General features: G+C 61.4%; 14 protein-coding genes. 5 read left to right on the top strand and 9 right to left on the bottom strand.

Features of this window, described 5'->3' with window-relative positions; genetic code table 11:
* Positions 1-63: 63 nt before the first annotated feature.
* The 3 genes from J3R84_RS36805 to J3R84_RS36815 are packed head-to-tail and all read left to right on the top strand — an operon-like array spanning position 64 to position 4,589.
* Positions 64-285 (top strand): hypothetical protein, encoded by a 222-nt coding sequence (locus tag J3R84_RS36805; protein ID WP_203528515.1) that lies wholly within the window; start codon positions 64-66, stop codon positions 283-285.
* Positions 282-3,425 (top strand): efflux RND transporter permease subunit, encoded by a 3,144-nt coding sequence (locus J3R84_RS36810; RefSeq protein WP_203528517.1) that lies wholly within the window; start codon positions 282-284, stop codon positions 3,423-3,425. The genes J3R84_RS36805 and J3R84_RS36810 overlap by 4 nt, the downstream gene beginning before the upstream one ends.
* Positions 3,426-3,440: 15 nt before the next feature.
* On the top strand, positions 3,441-4,589 hold the full coding sequence (locus J3R84_RS36815; RefSeq protein WP_203528518.1) for an efflux RND transporter periplasmic adaptor subunit: 1,149 nt from the start codon (positions 3,441-3,443) through the stop codon (positions 4,587-4,589).
* A 105-nt stretch (positions 4,590-4,694) separates the two neighbouring features.
* Here J3R84_RS36815 and J3R84_RS36820 read toward each other — a convergent pair whose 3' ends face one another.
* From J3R84_RS36820 to J3R84_RS36860, 9 genes are all read right to left on the bottom strand, one after another.
* Complete coding sequence (locus J3R84_RS36820; protein WP_203528520.1) at positions 4,695-6,089, bottom strand: sulfite oxidase; 1,395 nt, start codon at positions 6,087-6,089, stop codon at positions 4,695-4,697.
* Between the two features lie 251 nt (positions 6,090-6,340).
* Positions 6,341-7,258, bottom strand: coding sequence for a DUF6929 family protein (locus J3R84_RS36825; protein ID WP_057216445.1), 918 nt, complete (start codon positions 7,256-7,258; stop codon positions 6,341-6,343).
* A gap of 170 nt (positions 7,259-7,428) precedes the next feature.
* Entirely contained in the window at positions 7,429-8,484 is a 1,056-nt protein-coding gene (locus J3R84_RS36830; RefSeq protein WP_057206745.1) for an ABC transporter substrate-binding protein, read from the bottom strand.
* 17 nt (positions 8,485-8,501) lie between these two features.
* Positions 8,502-9,644: an NAD(P)/FAD-dependent oxidoreductase gene (locus J3R84_RS36835; protein ID WP_203528521.1), complete on the bottom strand. Its 1,143-nt coding sequence runs from the start codon at positions 9,642-9,644 to the stop codon at positions 8,502-8,504.
* On the bottom strand, positions 9,641-11,038 hold the full coding sequence (locus tag J3R84_RS36840; protein ID WP_203528522.1) for an FAD/NAD(P)-dependent oxidoreductase: 1,398 nt from the start codon (positions 11,036-11,038) through the stop codon (positions 9,641-9,643). Before J3R84_RS36840 ends, J3R84_RS36835 begins: the two co-directional genes overlap by 4 nt.
* Entirely contained in the window at positions 11,031-11,339 is a 309-nt protein-coding gene (locus J3R84_RS36845) for a (2Fe-2S)-binding protein (RefSeq protein WP_057206739.1), read from the bottom strand. Before J3R84_RS36845 ends, J3R84_RS36840 begins: the two co-directional genes overlap by 8 nt.
* Before the next feature lie 8 nt (positions 11,340-11,347).
* Positions 11,348-12,142: an ABC transporter permease gene (locus tag J3R84_RS36850; protein ID WP_057216438.1), complete on the bottom strand. Its 795-nt coding sequence runs from the start codon at positions 12,140-12,142 to the stop codon at positions 11,348-11,350.
* Between the two features lie 4 nt (positions 12,143-12,146).
* Positions 12,147-13,019 carry an ABC transporter permease gene (locus J3R84_RS36855; RefSeq protein WP_057206736.1) on the bottom strand — a complete coding sequence of 291 codons (873 nt, stop codon included), beginning with the start codon at positions 13,017-13,019 and terminating at the stop codon, positions 12,147-12,149.
* On the bottom strand, positions 13,019-14,080 hold the full coding sequence (locus J3R84_RS36860) for an ABC transporter ATP-binding protein (RefSeq protein ID WP_057206734.1): 1,062 nt from the start codon (positions 14,078-14,080) through the stop codon (positions 13,019-13,021). Before J3R84_RS36860 ends, J3R84_RS36855 begins: the two co-directional genes overlap by 1 nt.
* 329 nt (positions 14,081-14,409) lie before the next feature.
* Here J3R84_RS36860 and J3R84_RS36865 point away from each other — a divergent pair, with 329 nt between their 5' ends.
* Positions 14,410-15,243: an IclR family transcriptional regulator gene (locus J3R84_RS36865; protein ID WP_025430617.1), complete on the top strand. Its 834-nt coding sequence runs from the start codon at positions 14,410-14,412 to the stop codon at positions 15,241-15,243.
* 548 nt (positions 15,244-15,791) lie between these two features.
* Positions 15,792-16,019, top strand: coding sequence for a CopG family transcriptional regulator (locus J3R84_RS36870; protein WP_156613047.1), 228 nt, complete (start codon positions 15,792-15,794; stop codon positions 16,017-16,019).
* Positions 16,020-16,287: the final 268 nt, after the last annotated feature.

The following is a 16,287-nucleotide window of genomic DNA, read 5'->3' on the forward strand; positions in this document are numbered from 1 at the left end:
TTTCGATCACGTTCAAGATTTGGGTCGCTCCGGCCCATCGTGATCTCGTGCTGGAGCCTTACGATGCGCATGCTGGATGGGCCGAAGGCGAAGAACCGCACCGCTGACCGCAAGGTCCGCGTGGCAGACGTCTGCCTGCCCGTTTTCGGGATCTCCCGAAATGCCTCCTGCATCGCTGCCGCAGACATTCAGCCCTTCGAACGCTCCAATCGCGGGGCACTTTACCAAAATGACGCCCCGTGGACCCTTCACAATGGCGCCTTGCAAGGATCGATCCCGCCATGATCGACTTCTTCATTCACCGGCCGATCTTCGCATCGGCGATCGCGATCATCACGACGCTTGCCGGCGGCATCTGCTATTTCCTGCTGCCGATCTCGCAGTTTCCCGATGTGACGCCGCCACAGATCGTCGTTGCCGCCAACTATCCGGGTGCCAGCGCCCAGGTCGTCGCCGATACGGTGACGACGCCGCTCGAACAACAGATCAACGGCGTGCCGGGCATGCTCTATATGACCTCGACGAGTTCGAATGACGGCTCGTCGCGGATCATCATTTCCTTCGAAGTGGGCTATCCGATCGACGTCGCCGCACTCGACGTCCAGAACCGCGTTTCGCAGGCAGCATCCTCGCTTCCCGCGCTCGTCAACCAGACCGGCGTGACCATTGCCAAGCAAATCCCGAACTTCACGGTGCTGGTGAGCCTGGATTCGCCCGACAATTCGGTCGATTTCGCCTCCGTCAGCAACTACGCCTACCTGCAGATCCTCGATCCATTGAAGCGCCTGCCTGGGGTCGGCGACGTCCAGCTCTTCGGCGAGCGTCGCTATTCGATGCGCGTCTGGCTCGATCCCGACCGTCTGGCCAATCTCGGCATCACCGCCGTCGACGTGCAGAACGTCATCGCCGAACAGAACATCCAGGTCGCAGGCGGCAAGATCGGGCAATCGCCGGCACCAGCCGGGACACCCTTCGAGATGCAGATCAACGCGCTCGGCCGGTTGAGCGATCCGGCGCAGTTCGGCGATATCGTGCTTCGGGCCGACCAGACGACCGGGGCGACGACGCGGCTGCGCGATGTGGCGCGCATCGAACTCGGGGCACTGCTCTATTCGTCGTCGGTCACCTTCAACGGCAAGGAAAGTGTCGTACTCGCCGTATTCCAGGCGCCCGGTTCCAATGCGCTCGACCTGCAAAGCCGCGTCCAGGCCAAAATGGATGAACTGTCGCAGCGCTTCCCCGCAGGCATCGCCTACCACATGTTTTACGACACCACCCGCTTCGTCTCGGCGGCGATGGAGGATGTGGTGTTTACGTTGCTCGAGGCGCTCGCCCTCGTCGTCTTCGTCGTCTTCATCTTCCTGCAGAACCTGCGCACCACGATCATTCCGACGATCGCCATCCCGGTGTCGCTGATCGCGACGCTGGTCGTCATGTATCTGTTCGGCTTTTCGCTGAACATGCTGAGCCTGCTCGGCATGGTGCTCGCCATCGGCCTCGTGGTCGACGACGCGATCGTCGTCGTCGAGAACGTCGAACGTCAGCTTGAGGCCGGCCTGCCGCCACTTGCCGCTACGCGCAAGGCGATGCAGGAAGTGACAGGCCCGATCATCGCGACCACCGCAGTTTTGCTTGCGGTCTTCATTCCGGTCGCCTTCATCCCGGGCGTTGCCGGCAGCCTTTACAACCAGTTCGCCCTGACGGTCGCGATCTCGGTCGCCTTTTCCGCCTTCAACTCGCTGACCCTCAGCCCGGCGCTCAGCGCCGCCTTCCTGCGTTATCGCGGCGAGCCGCGCTTTGCGTTCTTCCGTTGGTTCAACACCGGCTTTCACGCACTGTCGGATGGTTATGCACGCAGCATAGCCGGGCTCGTGCGCTGGCGCTGGGCGCTGTTTGCGCTGTTCCTCATCGCCATCGGCTCGACCTACGCGCTTTGGCAGCGCACGCCGTCGACCTTCCTGCCGGTCGAGGACCAGGGTTACTTCTTCGTCGTCATCCAGCTTCCCGACGGCGCCTCGCTCGAACGCACCCAGGCCGTCGCGCGGCGGTCCGAAGAGATCCTGCGCGGCACGTCAGGTGTCGATTTCGTCGGCTCCGTCGTCGGCTTCAATTTCCTGTCCTTCGCCGCCCAGTCGAATTCCGCCGTGCAATTCGCGGTTCTGAAGCCATGGGATGAACGTCCCGCGGCACAAGGCGCTTCGGCGCTGCGCGAGGCGGTGCAGCCGCAATTGCTGCAGATCCCGGACGCGCTTGTGCTCGCCTTTGATCCCCCGTCGATCCAGGGGCTCGGCGCGACCGGTGGCTTCGAGTTTCAGGTCGAAGATCTCGCCGGGCGCAGTGCACAGGCGCTCAGCGACACAACCCAGGCGCTGATTGCCGAGGCGCGCAAACAGCCGGAGATCAATCCCTACCAGCTCTTCACCACCTTCAGCACGTCGAGCCCGCAATTCGACTACGATCTCGACCGTGACAAGGCGAAACTGCTCGGCCTCAACCTGCCGGATATCTTCAGCACGCTGCAGATCTATTTCGGCTCGCTCTATGTCAACGACTTCAACCTGTTCGGTCGCACCTTCCGCGTGACGCTGCAGGCCGATCAGGCTGCGCGGGCCTCGGCCACCGATCTTTCCCGGTTCTATGTGCGCAACAGCCAGGGCGAAATGGTGCCGCTCAACACGCTCGGCTCGTTCAAGTCGACGGTCGGACCAGAGACCATCACCCACTACAACAACTATCCCTCTGCGCTGATCAACGGCGCGGCAGCACCCGGCTTCAGTTCAAGCCAGGCGGCAGCGGCAATGGAGCGGGTCGCCCGTACGACGCTGCCGCGGGACTACACATTCGAATGGACCGGCATTACCTATCAGGAGATCCGCGCAGGTTCGATCGCCGCGCTCGTCTTTGCACTCGCGCTCGTTTTCTGCTTCCTGATCCTGGCCGCCCAGTACGAAAGCTGGTCGATGCCGTTCATGGTGCTGCTCTCGGTACCGCTCGCGCTTCTGGGCGCGCTGTCGGCACTGTGGCTTCGCGGAATGCAGATCGACGTCTATTCGCAGATCGGTTTCGTGATGCTGGTTGGACTTGCCGCCAAGAACGCCATCCTGATCGTCGAGTTCGCGCGCCGCCGGCGCGAGGAAGGGCTGGATGTGGTGGCAGCAGCAGCGGAAGCGGCGCGCCTGCGCTTGCGCCCGATTCTGATGACAGCTTTTGCCTTCATCCTCGGCGTGCTGCCGCTGATGTACGCCAAGGGCGCCGGTGCTGCCAGCCGCCAGTCGATCGGCACCACCGTGTTCGGCGGCATGCTCGCGGCGACCGTTCTCACACTCATTTTCGTCCCGGTCTTCTACGCGGTCATCGAACAATGGCGGGAGGGACTTTCCTCAAAGCCCGTCGGCCAGAGCCACGAGCCGGAGGCGGCGGAATAAGGATTGGAGCCTAACATGCGTGGTTCGAGACTGGTCCTTGCCGCAGTGGTCATAATCGGCGGCCTTGCTGCGGCCTACCACTACAGGAATGGCGGGTTCGAGATCAAAGGCGGCGATGCCGGGGCCGCCCCACCGCCGCAACAGGCCATGCCCGTTCCCGTCGCGGCTGTCGTCAAGAAAACGATCCCCATCTATCTCGACTATTCCGCACGGACCGAGGCGATCCGCAACGTGACGCTTCGCGCCAAGATCACCGGCTATATCGAGTCACAGGCGGTTGCGGACGGTTCGGATGTTCAGGGCGGCGATCTCCTCTACCGGATCGACGCACGCGACTATCGGGCGGAACTGGATCAGGCAAAGGCCCAGGTCGAAAGGGACGAAGCGTCACTCGCCTATCTCCGATCCAATCTCACGCGCGGCAACGAGCTTGCCACGACAGGATATCTGGACAAGGACAGCTTCGACCAGCGTCAGAGCGCAGTGCGTCAGGCGGAGGCTGCACTTGCCATGTCGCGGGCGGCGGTGCGCACCGCTGAGATCAACCTCGACTACACCGAAATCCGCGCCCCCTTTGCCGGGCAGCTTGGGCGCAACCTGGCGCCGGAGGGAACACTGGTCAGCAGCACGACCGGAACCCCGCTCAACAACCTTGTGCAGCTTTCGCCGATCTATGTTTCGTTCAACCCGAGCGAAACCGAACTCGCCGACATCCGGAAGGCCCGGACAAAGGGCAAAGTGGAGGCAGAGGTGCTTCTGCCCGGCGACAAGGAACCGCGTTACCGCGGCGACCTCAGCTTCATAAACAATACGGTCGAGGGCAATACCGGAACGGTGGTAGCGCGCGCCACGATCGACAATGCCGATCTGACCCTGCTTCCCGGCCAGTATGTCCGCGTGCGCCTGAAGATCAGGGATGAACCGAACGTGATGATGGTGCCGGAGACAGCGCTCGGATCGAGCCAGCTCGGCAAGTATGTCTATGTCGTCGGCAAGGACGATACGGTCGAGCAGCGGCTCGTCACCCTCGGCCCGACCAGCGGCGATCTCATTGGGTTGGCCTCGGGTGTTTCGGAAGGCGACCAGGTGATCGCCGGAAATCTGCAGAAAATCTTCCCCGGAGCGCCAGTCAAACCGATGCCGGCGGGGCAGGCGCAGAAGTAGCGCGGCGCTGTAGGATCGCTGCAAATGCACTTGGCCATCCGACTGCATCCGCCGCGGCGACGTTTTGCTGACCAGACGTCTCGTCGTGTGCTCGCTCTCTCGGCTTCAGATCACCTGTGCGGTCACAGAGTGGATCGAGTTGTTACCGTAGCCCAGACGGTTCCACTCGGCGCGCTCAGGCTGAGTCCGGCCGGCCATGTCGGTGGCGCGCGCCCGCACGGCGAGCGGCCCCGTCTGCTCAAGTCGCGTGATCAGCTCCCACCATTGCCAGGCAGAGCGCCGCGGTTCGCCGACGAGCCGCGCCTCGCGCCACGGGCCGTTGTTTAGGCTGACATCGACCCTGGATATGCTCCCGGCACCAGACCACGCGACGCCACGGATCGCGGTCTCGCCGCGCGGTAGGCTCTCCCCCTGATCGGGCGAAGAGATCAGCGCCCGCACACTCATGAGCGTCACCGGCGCGCGCTCGTCGCGCCCGTTCCGCACCCACTGGTACCAGTACTTCTCCGTTTGATAGTGGGTCTCGCAGGGCTTGTCGGTAACGACGATCTCGGTCAGCCACTTGACGGACGCCACCGCATACCAACCGGGCACGATCAGCCGCAGCGGATAGCCATGGGTTGCTGACAGCGGCTCGCCGTTCATCTCGTAGGCGAGAAGCGCGTCCGTTTCGCGAATCTGGTCGAAGCTGAGGCCACGCTCGAAACGAATCGGCGCATCGTGACCCTCGACGAGCCCGCCGTCCGCACCGCGGAACGTAAGTTCCCTCGCGCCGGACCGCGGGCCTGCCCGTTCGATCACCTTGCTCAAGGGAACGCCGGTCCATTCGGCTGTGCTGACGGCGCCTAGGCCCCAGGCTTCGCCGGGCACGGTCGGATCGAACAGGCTGCGGCCGTTACCAGCGCATTCGAGGGTCACCATGAGGCTCTCAGCGTGGAGATTGTGAAGGTCCCTCATGCTCAGACTCAAAGACCTTTCGACCAGCCCGTCGACGGAGAGCCGATAGCTCTCGCCATCGAGGTTCGGAATATCGAAGTGATTGCGCAAGTAGAACCGACCATTGGGCACGACTGCCCCGCCCGCGAGGTCCTGCACCGACGTCTCGCCGTTCAGCGGATAGACGCTGTGAATTAGGAGCCCCGCCTCAACGGCGTCCTGGCAAGCGTCCGCCGGGTCGAGCACCGAGGTGGAAACGTCGGCAGGGCGTGCATCGCAGCCGCCGCTCGCCACGACCCCGGCGCAGGTCGACGCCGCCATCACTTCGACCTCACCGGCTTGAAGGAATGGCGTCAAGAACGCTTGGAGGACGGTCTCATCCGCCGCTTCGGCAATGAAGAACAGTGAATGGGAACCGCGAACGACGGCTTCGCCCTTGATGACCACGCCATGGCGAGCGGCGCTAGGCCGGCTCAAATGGTTCAGCAGCATCGCGCCCTTGGCCGGATCGCGTGCGGGGCAGGTTTGGGGCGAATGCTGATGGTGCACAATGAACAGAGGCACTGGGAACCTCCACGTTAGGGCGGGGTTGCCCTGCGCCAAACCGCCCGTTGCGGTCTGCAAGGCGATCGATCCCGATCCTGAGGACACGTTGCTCCGCTAGCATTGCTCACGATCATTTCAAGACCTGCACGATGCGGAGATGGATCGCGCCTCCCGACGATACATTATGCGACCGTGAACGCAAAACCCGGCAGATCCAGCGTCCTTGTCGGGTCTTCGCACCGCCCGGCTCTCTTCCTATTTTTAGGATCTCAGATTTCCATCGTGGTGGAAAAAAGCACTGACGGTATCTCTGGGTTGTCCGCGTCAGTGACAAGCAGGAGGTCCAGACGGCTTCCATCCGATCGAGCGTGGATACCCTCTATCTTGTGTGGTCGCTCAAGGCGACGCACCGAACGCAAGTTACCATTATTGTCAGCTATTCCAATTGCAGCGCCGATGCAGGGTCCATCACGGAATGCATCTTCGGTATCTTCTGCAACGGCGCTGAAAACCATATCGCCGTTGCCCAAAACGGCCGCGTCCGTGAAGGAGAATGGCACACCGTGGAGAACCCCCAAGTCTAGCCGACGGATAGAAGATGGCTTGATGGCTTCGACAGACCCGGCCTGCAATGCATCCAGTACTGTTGAAAGCGGGAACCGGATGATCGCGTTGTCGGCTTGGCTCTTGTTGCCGCGCTGGAACAAGCGCAGTTCATCGCCAACCACGACCGCGCCTTCAATATTGACCTCGGAGAATTCCTCGTTGAGCGGAACAAGAATGGGTGAAAGATCCACGGTTCGGGGCGGCATCAGCATCTCGACATCGGGACCTAGTCCAAGCAGAACGCCCCTGCGGCGGTTGGGTCTGGAGCCTGAGCCAAATGCCAATAGCGCGCCATGAGGAAAATTCCGGAAGGCGGGAAGGCGTGCGAGCGCTTCGAGATCGGGTTTTTGCCGCTTGCGGGCAGCCTTGGACTCCGGCAACACGCCATCAAACAGGCGGATCAGATGACCGGGCTTCCCGTTGATCAAGGAAAACACGCCTAGGTGAAGCTCATCATCTGCAATGACGCAGATGATCGAATCCAGGCACACGAGCCCGCTCGCAGCACTTAGATGCAAAGGCCCGATCCCGGCGTCAGCCGGTGAAATATCTAACTCGCGTATCTTCGTGAGAGCGATCATCCCTGCGTTCTAAAGCATGCTCATGCAAATACAATTGGTCAGGCCAAGGCATGAAGCGCCTTGATCTCAGGCGTGTTGCGCTAACAGTTCCGCAAACGGCTGCGCCCTCCGCCGGGAAGCGGAAGGCGCTTGATGTCAGGCCGAACTGGCGAGGAGAGATTTTCAGCGCATTAGCGCTCGATCATGCGGTTCCAGCGCTTGTTCCAGTCCTGACGGCTCTTGTTGATTGCATCCCAATCGAGAACCTTCGCGGTTTCCATGTTGGTCTTGAAGGTCGCCAGCTTCTCATTGGCCGCAGCCGTACCGGCCTTGGCGTTCCTGTTGGACGGAATGATGTTGCCATTGTCCAGCGCCAGGCTCTGAGCCTCTGCCGACAGCAGGTAATGGGCAAGCTTCTGGCTGAGTTCCGGCTCGCTGTTGTTGGCGATGACGCATTCGGTTACGGCGAGAACGACTGAGCCTTCCTTCGGCTGGGCGTATTCCACCGGTATACCCTTGTCCTTCAGGTTGTTTACCGCCGTCGGCGTCAGCGGGAAGATCGCCGCTTCGCCGGTCTGGACCATCTCCGAGATCTTGGCAGAGCTTGGAATGAACTCGATGACGTTCTTGCCGATCATATCGGAAAACTTCTCGAAACCGGGTTCGACATTGGTCTCGTCGCCGCCCTGGATGCGGTTGAACATCAGGAAGGCATGCAGGCCGAAACTGGAGGCGGAAGCGGACTGGAACACCACCGCATTTTCGAACTTCGGATCGGCCATATCCATCCAGGAGCTCGGTGCCGGCCAGCCCTTTTCGTCAAAGAGCTTCTTGTTGTAGGCAAGGCCCGTCATGCCCATGTCGACGCCGATTGCCATGTCATCCTTTAGGCGCGCAGCCGGCTGGATTTCAGCAAGCACAGGATCGTCGGCGATCTTCTGGCAAAGCCCGGCGCCAATGGCGCGCACCATGACGCCGTCGTCGAGCAGCATGACATGCATCTGCGGATTGTCCTTGGCAGCCGTGGCCTTCGCGAGAATGTCGGCGGAGGTGCCGGGAACGATGACGACTTTGACGTCATTGGCGTTCTCGAAGGGAGGCAACACGTGCTCGGTGTAGGCGCGCTCGAAATTGCCGCCATTCATGCCGATGTAAAGCGTCTTGGTTTCCGCCTGGGCGGTGGTCTGCTGAACGGCGAGCGCGAGCAGCGCGAGGGCCGAAGTTCTCATAAGGCGTTGGTCAATCATGGTATTCCCCTTTCTGTTTACAACGAGACTGCAGTTTGAGCCGCTACTTGACTGAAGCGGCCGATGGAAAAGGCATCGATAGGCGTGGTGCTTTGCCCGGTGGCGACGAGCTCCAAGAGCACTTCGCCGACGGCAGGCGCGATCTGGAACCCGGCGCCGCAGAACCCGAAGGCGTGGAAGAGGCCGGGCGTCGTCTGGCTTGCGCCGATGACCGGATTGCCGTCAGGCATCTCCGCTTCCGTACCGGACCAGAACCGGATGACCTGGGCATTGGCCAGATGCGGAAAGAGCGCTATGGCGCGCTGCATGACCGATGAAGCCGCCGTCACCGACGGCCGCGAGAAATCGGGATCGGCAAGTGCTGCTCCGCGCCCGCCACCCATCACATAGTTGCCGCGCGCAACCTGCCGTCCGTAAAAACTGCCGCCCTGCTCGCCCATGCTGACCGGCAATCGCACCGGCAGCGGCTCGGTGACCACCATCGAGGGATAGATGCGGGTCAGCGGAACGCTTTCGCCGAACTGCGCGGCAAACGTATCGGACCAGGCACCGGCGCTGTTGACGATCTGACGACTGCGAATTTCGACATTCTCTCCCGCAAGCACGGCAAATCCGCTGCCGGTCGCGCGCACATCACGCACAGGCGTCTGTTCGAAGACCTTTACGCCCGCCCGTTCCGCCGCACGCGCAAAGGCGGGCGAGACCAGCCTGGGATTGGCATGGCCGTCGCCTGGGCAAAGCGATGCGCCTGCGCCTGCCGCCGACAACCAGGGGAAACGCGTCTTCAATGCGGCAGCCCCAACCAGCTCGAGATCGAGCCCGTAGGGCTTGGCTATCTCGGCATAGGCTTCCAGCTTAGCAAAATCCGCCTCAGTGCGCGCTAGCTTCAGATGGCCGGACGGCACGTATTCTCCGTCAATGCCGACCAGTGCCTTCAGTCGTGGCCAGATGCCGTGTGCCCGCTGGGACAGCGGCAATTGCTCGGGAGGCCGTCCTTGCCGGCGCACGCCGCCATAGTTGACACCGCTGGCCTGGGCGCCGCAGAAGCCCTTATCGATCAGCACAACGGCAAGTCCGGCCTTGCGCATCGCCAGCGCTGCTGAACTGCCGACAAGCCCGCCACCGATGATGGTCACATCCGCCGAAATGCGCTGGATCATCGGCCTGCCTCCCTGTCGAGCGGACCGCCGAACCCGAGCGGAATGGGCTTCACCGGCGCCTGCGCCCGCAGACGGCCGGTTTCCTGCGGCTCGACATTGCGGATGCTGCGAAGCACCTCAGTTGCGGCGACCGAACACATCCGCCCCTGGCAACGCCCCATGCCGACGCGGCTCAGAGCCTTCATCCGATTGATCTCGCCGATGTTCCCGGCCTCGACCGCGCGGCGGATCTCGCCGATGCTGATTTCCTCGCACCGGCAAAGCGTCGTCTCGGCCGGCACCGTCTCGAACCAGTCGCGCGGGAAAGGAAACGCATTTTCGAGAATTTCGCGCTGGCGCAGGATCCGTGCCCGGGCAGCCATCAATTGCCGGAGACGATCGCCCTCGACCGTCTTGCCCACATCATTGAGGATTGCCAATGCCGCTAGCTGGCCGTCGATCTCGGCGGCATCGGCACCAGCAATACCGCTGCCGTCGCCGGAGACGTAGACATCCTTGCGGCTCGTGCGGCCCAGGGCGTCGCGTTCCGGCAACCATGTCCGGTCGCGATCCTCGAAGCGGAAGCGACATCCGGCGAGGTCGGCCAGCTGCGTTTCCGGGCGCAGCGCAAACCCGTAGGCAATCGCGTCGCATTCTAGCTCTTGTGTGCAGCCACTCGCCTGAAAGCGGATGCCCTCGACCCGGTCTGCGCCGATGACCGTTTCGGGCCGAACACCATATCGGATCTTGACGCCCGACAGTTGGAGTTGAGCGCCATAGAACAGGCCGAGCGCGACGATGCGCGGCGCTCGGGCGAACAGCGACACCAGATGAATTTTCGATCGCAACGGCGCCGTATCGAGCACGGCGGCCACTGTCGCTCCCGCCTTCATGTATTGCCACGCAACAAGATAAAGCAGCGGGCCGGACCCCATGAATACCAGTCGGTCGCCAACCGTGCAGCCTTGCGCCTTCAAAGCCGTCTGGGCGGCACCGAGCGTGAATACGCCCGGCCTCGTCCAACCGGGAAATGGCAGCACGCGGTCCGTGGCGCCGGTGCACAAAAGCAGCTTGGAAAAGGCAATCTGGTTATGCACGCCGTCAGTCATCATATCGAGGTGACCGCCGCGCTCCTGGCCGCTGACGTTCCAGGCAAGTGTTTCCGGCCGATACTCGATTGCCGGGCGGAGCCGCTCGAAGGCCGCGTGCAACTGCTCGGCCTTTCTCGCCTCGGAGCCGTACCGGTTGCGGTAGGAACGGCCGTCGTCGATCATCGGGCGCCGGTAGATCTGCCCGCCGGCGCGCAATCCCTCATCGAGAACAATCGGCCGGATACCGGCTTCGACCATTTGTTCGGCGGCGCGGATGCCGGCCGGACCGGCACCGACGATCACGATCGGCAGAGCATCAGTCATGCTCGACGCGCTCCATCGTGGTCGTGAAAAAAGCCATGCCGGGTTTCAGCGCCGTGCTGCAGGCACGCACGCGGCTACCGTCCGCCGTCATCACGAAGCAATCCTGGCAGGCACCGATCAGGCAGAAACCTGCGCGGTTCTCGCCGGTGAATTCGGTGCGGCGAAGGCTGGATCCGAGCGAAAGGATGGCCGTCATGACCGTGTCGCCACGTCGTCCGATTTCGGGCAAGCCGTTTAGCAGGAACGGGATTGCTTCCTCGTCCCGGCGATATCGGCGCTTGAACAGGGCTTGTCTCGACATCGCCGTTCTCAGCCTTTGCCGACAAGAAGACGATCGAGCCCAAACATCCGGTCGAGGACGATCATGGTCACGGTCGCAAGCGCGATCATCAGCGTGGAAACCGCGGCCATCATCGGATCGATGGATTCGCTGGCATACATGTACATGCGAACCGGCAAGGTCACGGTCGAAGGCGATGTGACGAAGATAGACATCGTCAGTTCATCGAAGCTGTTGATGAAGGCAAGCAGCCAGCCGCCGCTGATCCCCGGCAGCAGCAACGGCAAGGTGATGCGCTTGAACACCGTCCACTCGGCCGCTCCAAGGGTGCGGGCCGCGTTCTCGGCGTTGCGATCCATGCTCGTCAACGACGCGAGGATGAGCCTCAGCGTATAGGGCGTGACGATGATTGCATGCGTGGCCACCAGCCAGGTGAAGGAGCCGGTCATGCTCATCAGCGAAAACAACCGGAGAAAGGCAACGCCAAGAACCAGATGTGGGATGATCAGCGGCGACAGGAACAATGCGTTCAGCACATCACGGCCGCGGAACTCGTAGCGCGTGATGGCAAGGGCGGCCGGGACAGCAAGCAGTGTCGAAATCGTTGCCGAAAGGAGGGCCAATCGAATGCTGTTGCCGAATGACGACATGAAGTCGTTGTGGCGGAAGACTGCCTCGAACCAGCGCAGCGACAGGCCGTTCCATGGCATGGCCAAAGTGTTTTCAGGGGTGAAGGCCACGAGGCACACCACGACCATGGGAGCCAGCATGAACACGACGATGAGGCTGTGAAAGACCAGCGCGACAGGACCGTTTCTCTGCATGATTTCAACCCAGCTTCCGTTTGGCCTGCTGCTCGATGAGCCTGTTATAGGCGAGCATGATCACGAGGTTGGCGACGAGGACGATGATGGCGATGGTAGCGCCGAGCGGCCAATTGAGTTCGATCAGGAACTCGTCGTAGACGAGCGTCGCCGCCATCTTCAGCCGCCTCCCACCGAGAAGGCCGGGGATGGCGAAGGAACTCGCCGACAGCGCGAAGACGATCAGGCTGCCGGAGAGAATGCCAAGGGCGGCCTGCGGAAAGACGATCCGGCGCAGGGCGGTAAAGCGGGATGCGCCGAGCGTGAGCGCCGCCGCCTCGACGGTCGGATCCAGCTTCTGAAGCACCGTCCAAACCGGGATGACCATGAACGGCAGCATGATGTGGACGAGGCCGATGACGATCGCCGCTTCGGTGTAGAGCAGTTGCACCGGCTCGAGGCCGACGGCGGCAAGCGCGCCGTTCACCAGCCCGTTCTTGCCTAGCAGCATGCTCCAGCCAAAGGTGCGCACGACCACCGAGACTAGCAACGGGCCGATGATGACGAGCAGGAAGATCGACCGCCAGGGCTTGCGCATGTTGGAGAGGATGTAGGCTTCCGGAACACCGATCAGCACGGCGATCACAGTGGTCAGCAGCGCCAGGCGCAGCGTACGCCAGAAGGTCGAGAGGTAATACTCGTCCTGCAGAACGGTCAGATAGTTTGCGAGCGAGAAGTCATTCTGAATGCCGGCGGTATAGTCGTAGCTGTTGAACGACAGGATGATCGTTAGCGCCAGTGGCAGCAGAACAAGCCCAATGAAAAACAGCGTTGCCGGAGCCGAAAGGAACAACGGGGCGAAAGCGCGCGGCGCCGCCGCAGGGGTCGCCGCGCCCATCACTCGGCAGCTCCCGCAGCGAGAACGCGACAGTCGCCATGCTGCCAGGACAGGCCCACATTTTCGCCTTCCAGCGGCGGCGGTGCGCCAAGATTGGGAACGGCGACGGCCAGAACGCCGGCCGGGGTCGCAGCGCTGACCAGCCACTGGCTGCCCATGAAGTAGCGGGTGGTCACGGTTCCCTGAAGCTGCCCGTTGGATGGTGTCGTCAGACGCAGCTTTTCCGGGCGGATGAATACGGAAACATCCTTGCTTGCCGTCTTGGCGTCCGTTTCGAAGGTTATGTCGGTACTACCAATCGAGATTGTGGTGCCCGCACCGTTTGCGACCGCAGTCGCCGGCATGAAGTTCGACTTTCCGACAAAGGAAGAAATGAAATCGTTGCGCGGGTGTTCATAGAGTTCGTAGGGCGTGTCGACCTGAGTGATCTTGCCCTTCTCCATGACCACGACGCGGTCGCTAATGGAGAGCGCCTCGGCCTGGTCGTGCGTAACCATGATGGTGGTGATGCCGACGGCCTGTTGGATGCGACGCAATTCGAACTGCATTTCTTCGCGAAGCTGGGCATCGAGGTTGGACAGCGGCTCATCCAGCAGCAGAACCGGCGGATTGATGACCAGCGCACGGGCGATCGCCACACGCTGGCGCTGGCCGCCGGACATCTCGCGCGGATATCGATCGGCGAGCGCCGAGAGGTGGACGAGAGCAAGAATGTCCTTGATGCGCGTTTCGCGCTCGGCCTTCGCAACCTTGCGCATCTCGAGGCCGAAGCTGACATTTTGCGCAACCGTCATGTGCGGGAAGAGCGCGTAGCTTTGAAAGACCACGCCGAGCTGCCGTTGCGGCGGCGGCATGTAGGTGATGTCGCGGCCGCCCATCATGATCGTGCCCGAGGACGGACGCACGAGACCCGCGATCATTTGCAGCGTTGTCGTCTTGCCGCAACCGGATGGTCCCAGAAGCGAGATGAACTCGCCCTTCTCCACACCAAGGTCGAAATTGTGAACAGCGGCAACCGATCCGTAGAATCTGGAAACCTGTTTTAGGCTGAGGAAACTCATGCTCGCTCTCCCGTCATTCATTACCTGAAGAGATCGCCTGCCCTGATTTTTTTGTCAGCGATCCATGCGGCAACGACACGTCGTCAAAATCCATTGGGCCCGCTCAGACAGATGCCGAAGTCAGCAACTGCGGCCGTCACGACCGGGCCGCACAGTTTTCCCGGTCGGGACGAACGGCAGTCCGTCCACGTTTTCCATCCGCCACCTTGAGAAGGGCTTGCCGGTTAATTTCCGGAGTTTGGCAAAAAACACAAACCGAATTTTCTATGTTGAAATTTTTTATGAAAAAAGTCCATGATTCGGAATATTAATAGGGGATCTATAAATTTATGACGCAGATTTCGGAATCCGAAGCCGTTGGCAACTCCAGCCTCTCGAAGGCAATCCACATCCTGAAAGATCTGGCGGCGCAGTCGGTGGAAGGTGTGCGGTTGATCGACCTTGCGCGCAGGTTGAATCTGAGCCAACCGTCGGCACATCGTCTGCTGAAGACCCTTATCGCCGAGGACATGGTTGAGCAGATGCCGGACAGCAAATCCTACCGTCTGTCGCTGGAGTTCTTTTCCATCGCCTCGCAGGCAAGGCGGCGCGAGGGCATCCTCGATATCGCCCGCCCATCACTGCTGCGACTTTCGGCGACCTTCAACGACACAGTGTTTCTGCTGGTGCGCAGCAACTTCGATGCAATTTGCCTCGACCGCGTCGAGGGGCCGTTCCCCATCCGCTCGTTTACCGGCGACATCGGCGGCAAGGTGCCATTGGGCATCGGCCAGGGCAGCATCGCCATTCTCTCCTACCTGCCGGAGGAGGAGCGCGAGGCCATCATCAAGTTCAACATGCCCCGCATCATGGATCGTGCGGCGATCGATGAAGTTGATCTGCGCATCAAGATCGAGGAGGTGCGCCGCATCGGCGCTGCGCAGATGAATTTCGAGATGATTGAAGGCATGGCCGGCTTGGGCGTTCCGGTTCTCGATCGAAACGGCATTGCCGTCGCCTCCTTAAGCATCGGGACCCTGGCATCGAGGCTGACCGAAATGCGCAGCGGCACGATCACCGATCTGCTGAAATCGGAAGCGCAGGCGATCAGCAACAAGCTCAACCCGTTCGATCCGACCTTGCGCTATCCCGCTTCGGCATTGCGCGCCTCGTCCAAGTCTTAAACTCTTCAAAAGATATTCGGACTTGGACGCGCGCTCCTACTGTGATCCGGCGTGCAAAAATTGGATGTCGATACGCCGAGACGGAGACCGTGCCAGCGAAGATCAGTTGGGGCGTCGTGAAGATTGGGCCCGCCAAAGTGACCTCTGCGGCGGGATATCGCCGCTCACCAGCTTTATACATTGAATTAGCGGCAGCAGATATTGCCCGTAAGGCAATCTTGCGCGCCAGCACAGCGACATCATTCTCAACGGCCTGTGGATCGGCCTCGACACGAACTGATCCAATATCAGAGCAGTCGGTTCGGTACTGGACCACTTGAACGGATATCGGATCAATCATTTGATATTCGTTGGGAGAAGACACGGCGACTCCTATCGTTCATCTATGCGGCGGTGTGCCGCAACGTTGAGGCGCAAGTCGACGTCATCCTGGCCGCCCTCCGGCGGGAGGCAGGCTGAACGGCTGCGACGCTCTTCTGTATCAGTCTTGGGAAATTCAACCTCTTGCCCTATATGATGTGTGATGACTGATGCGCGATGAGGCAGATTTGAGAACGACACTTGCGATCGATGACGATGTCCTGATTGCAGCCAAGGCCATGGCAGCCCAGCAGCATCGGAGCCTTGGCGAGGTCATTTCCGAGCTGGCAAGGCGTTCTTTGCGCCGGCCCCGCAGCGGTAACGAGCGCAATGGAATTCCTCTTCTGACGTCACGACCGAATACCCCGCCAGTTGCCCTCGAAATCGTCAACGCCTTGCGTGACGAACTGCCGTGACTTTCCTGCTCGGCGTTAATCTCCTGATCGCGTTGATCGATCCGGCCGCAAGCAAACAGTAGCAGCGGGCACAGGGCAACTCTGCCTTGCACCTCATCGCGGGTGCTAGGTCGTAAGTTCCCGTCGATATAGTATGCGATCCTAAACGCGCAAAACCAAACGGAGGCCTCCCCCTTCGCCCGAGCACATCGACCGGTTCGCTGCTTTTGCATTTGATGCTGACCACGGCGGACGCACGCTACCAAATTCCCGCCGAGGAGCGATGGTA

This window comes from Ensifer canadensis, from assembly GCF_017488845.2.
GTDB lineage: Bacteria > Pseudomonadota > Alphaproteobacteria > Rhizobiales > Rhizobiaceae > Ensifer > Ensifer canadensis.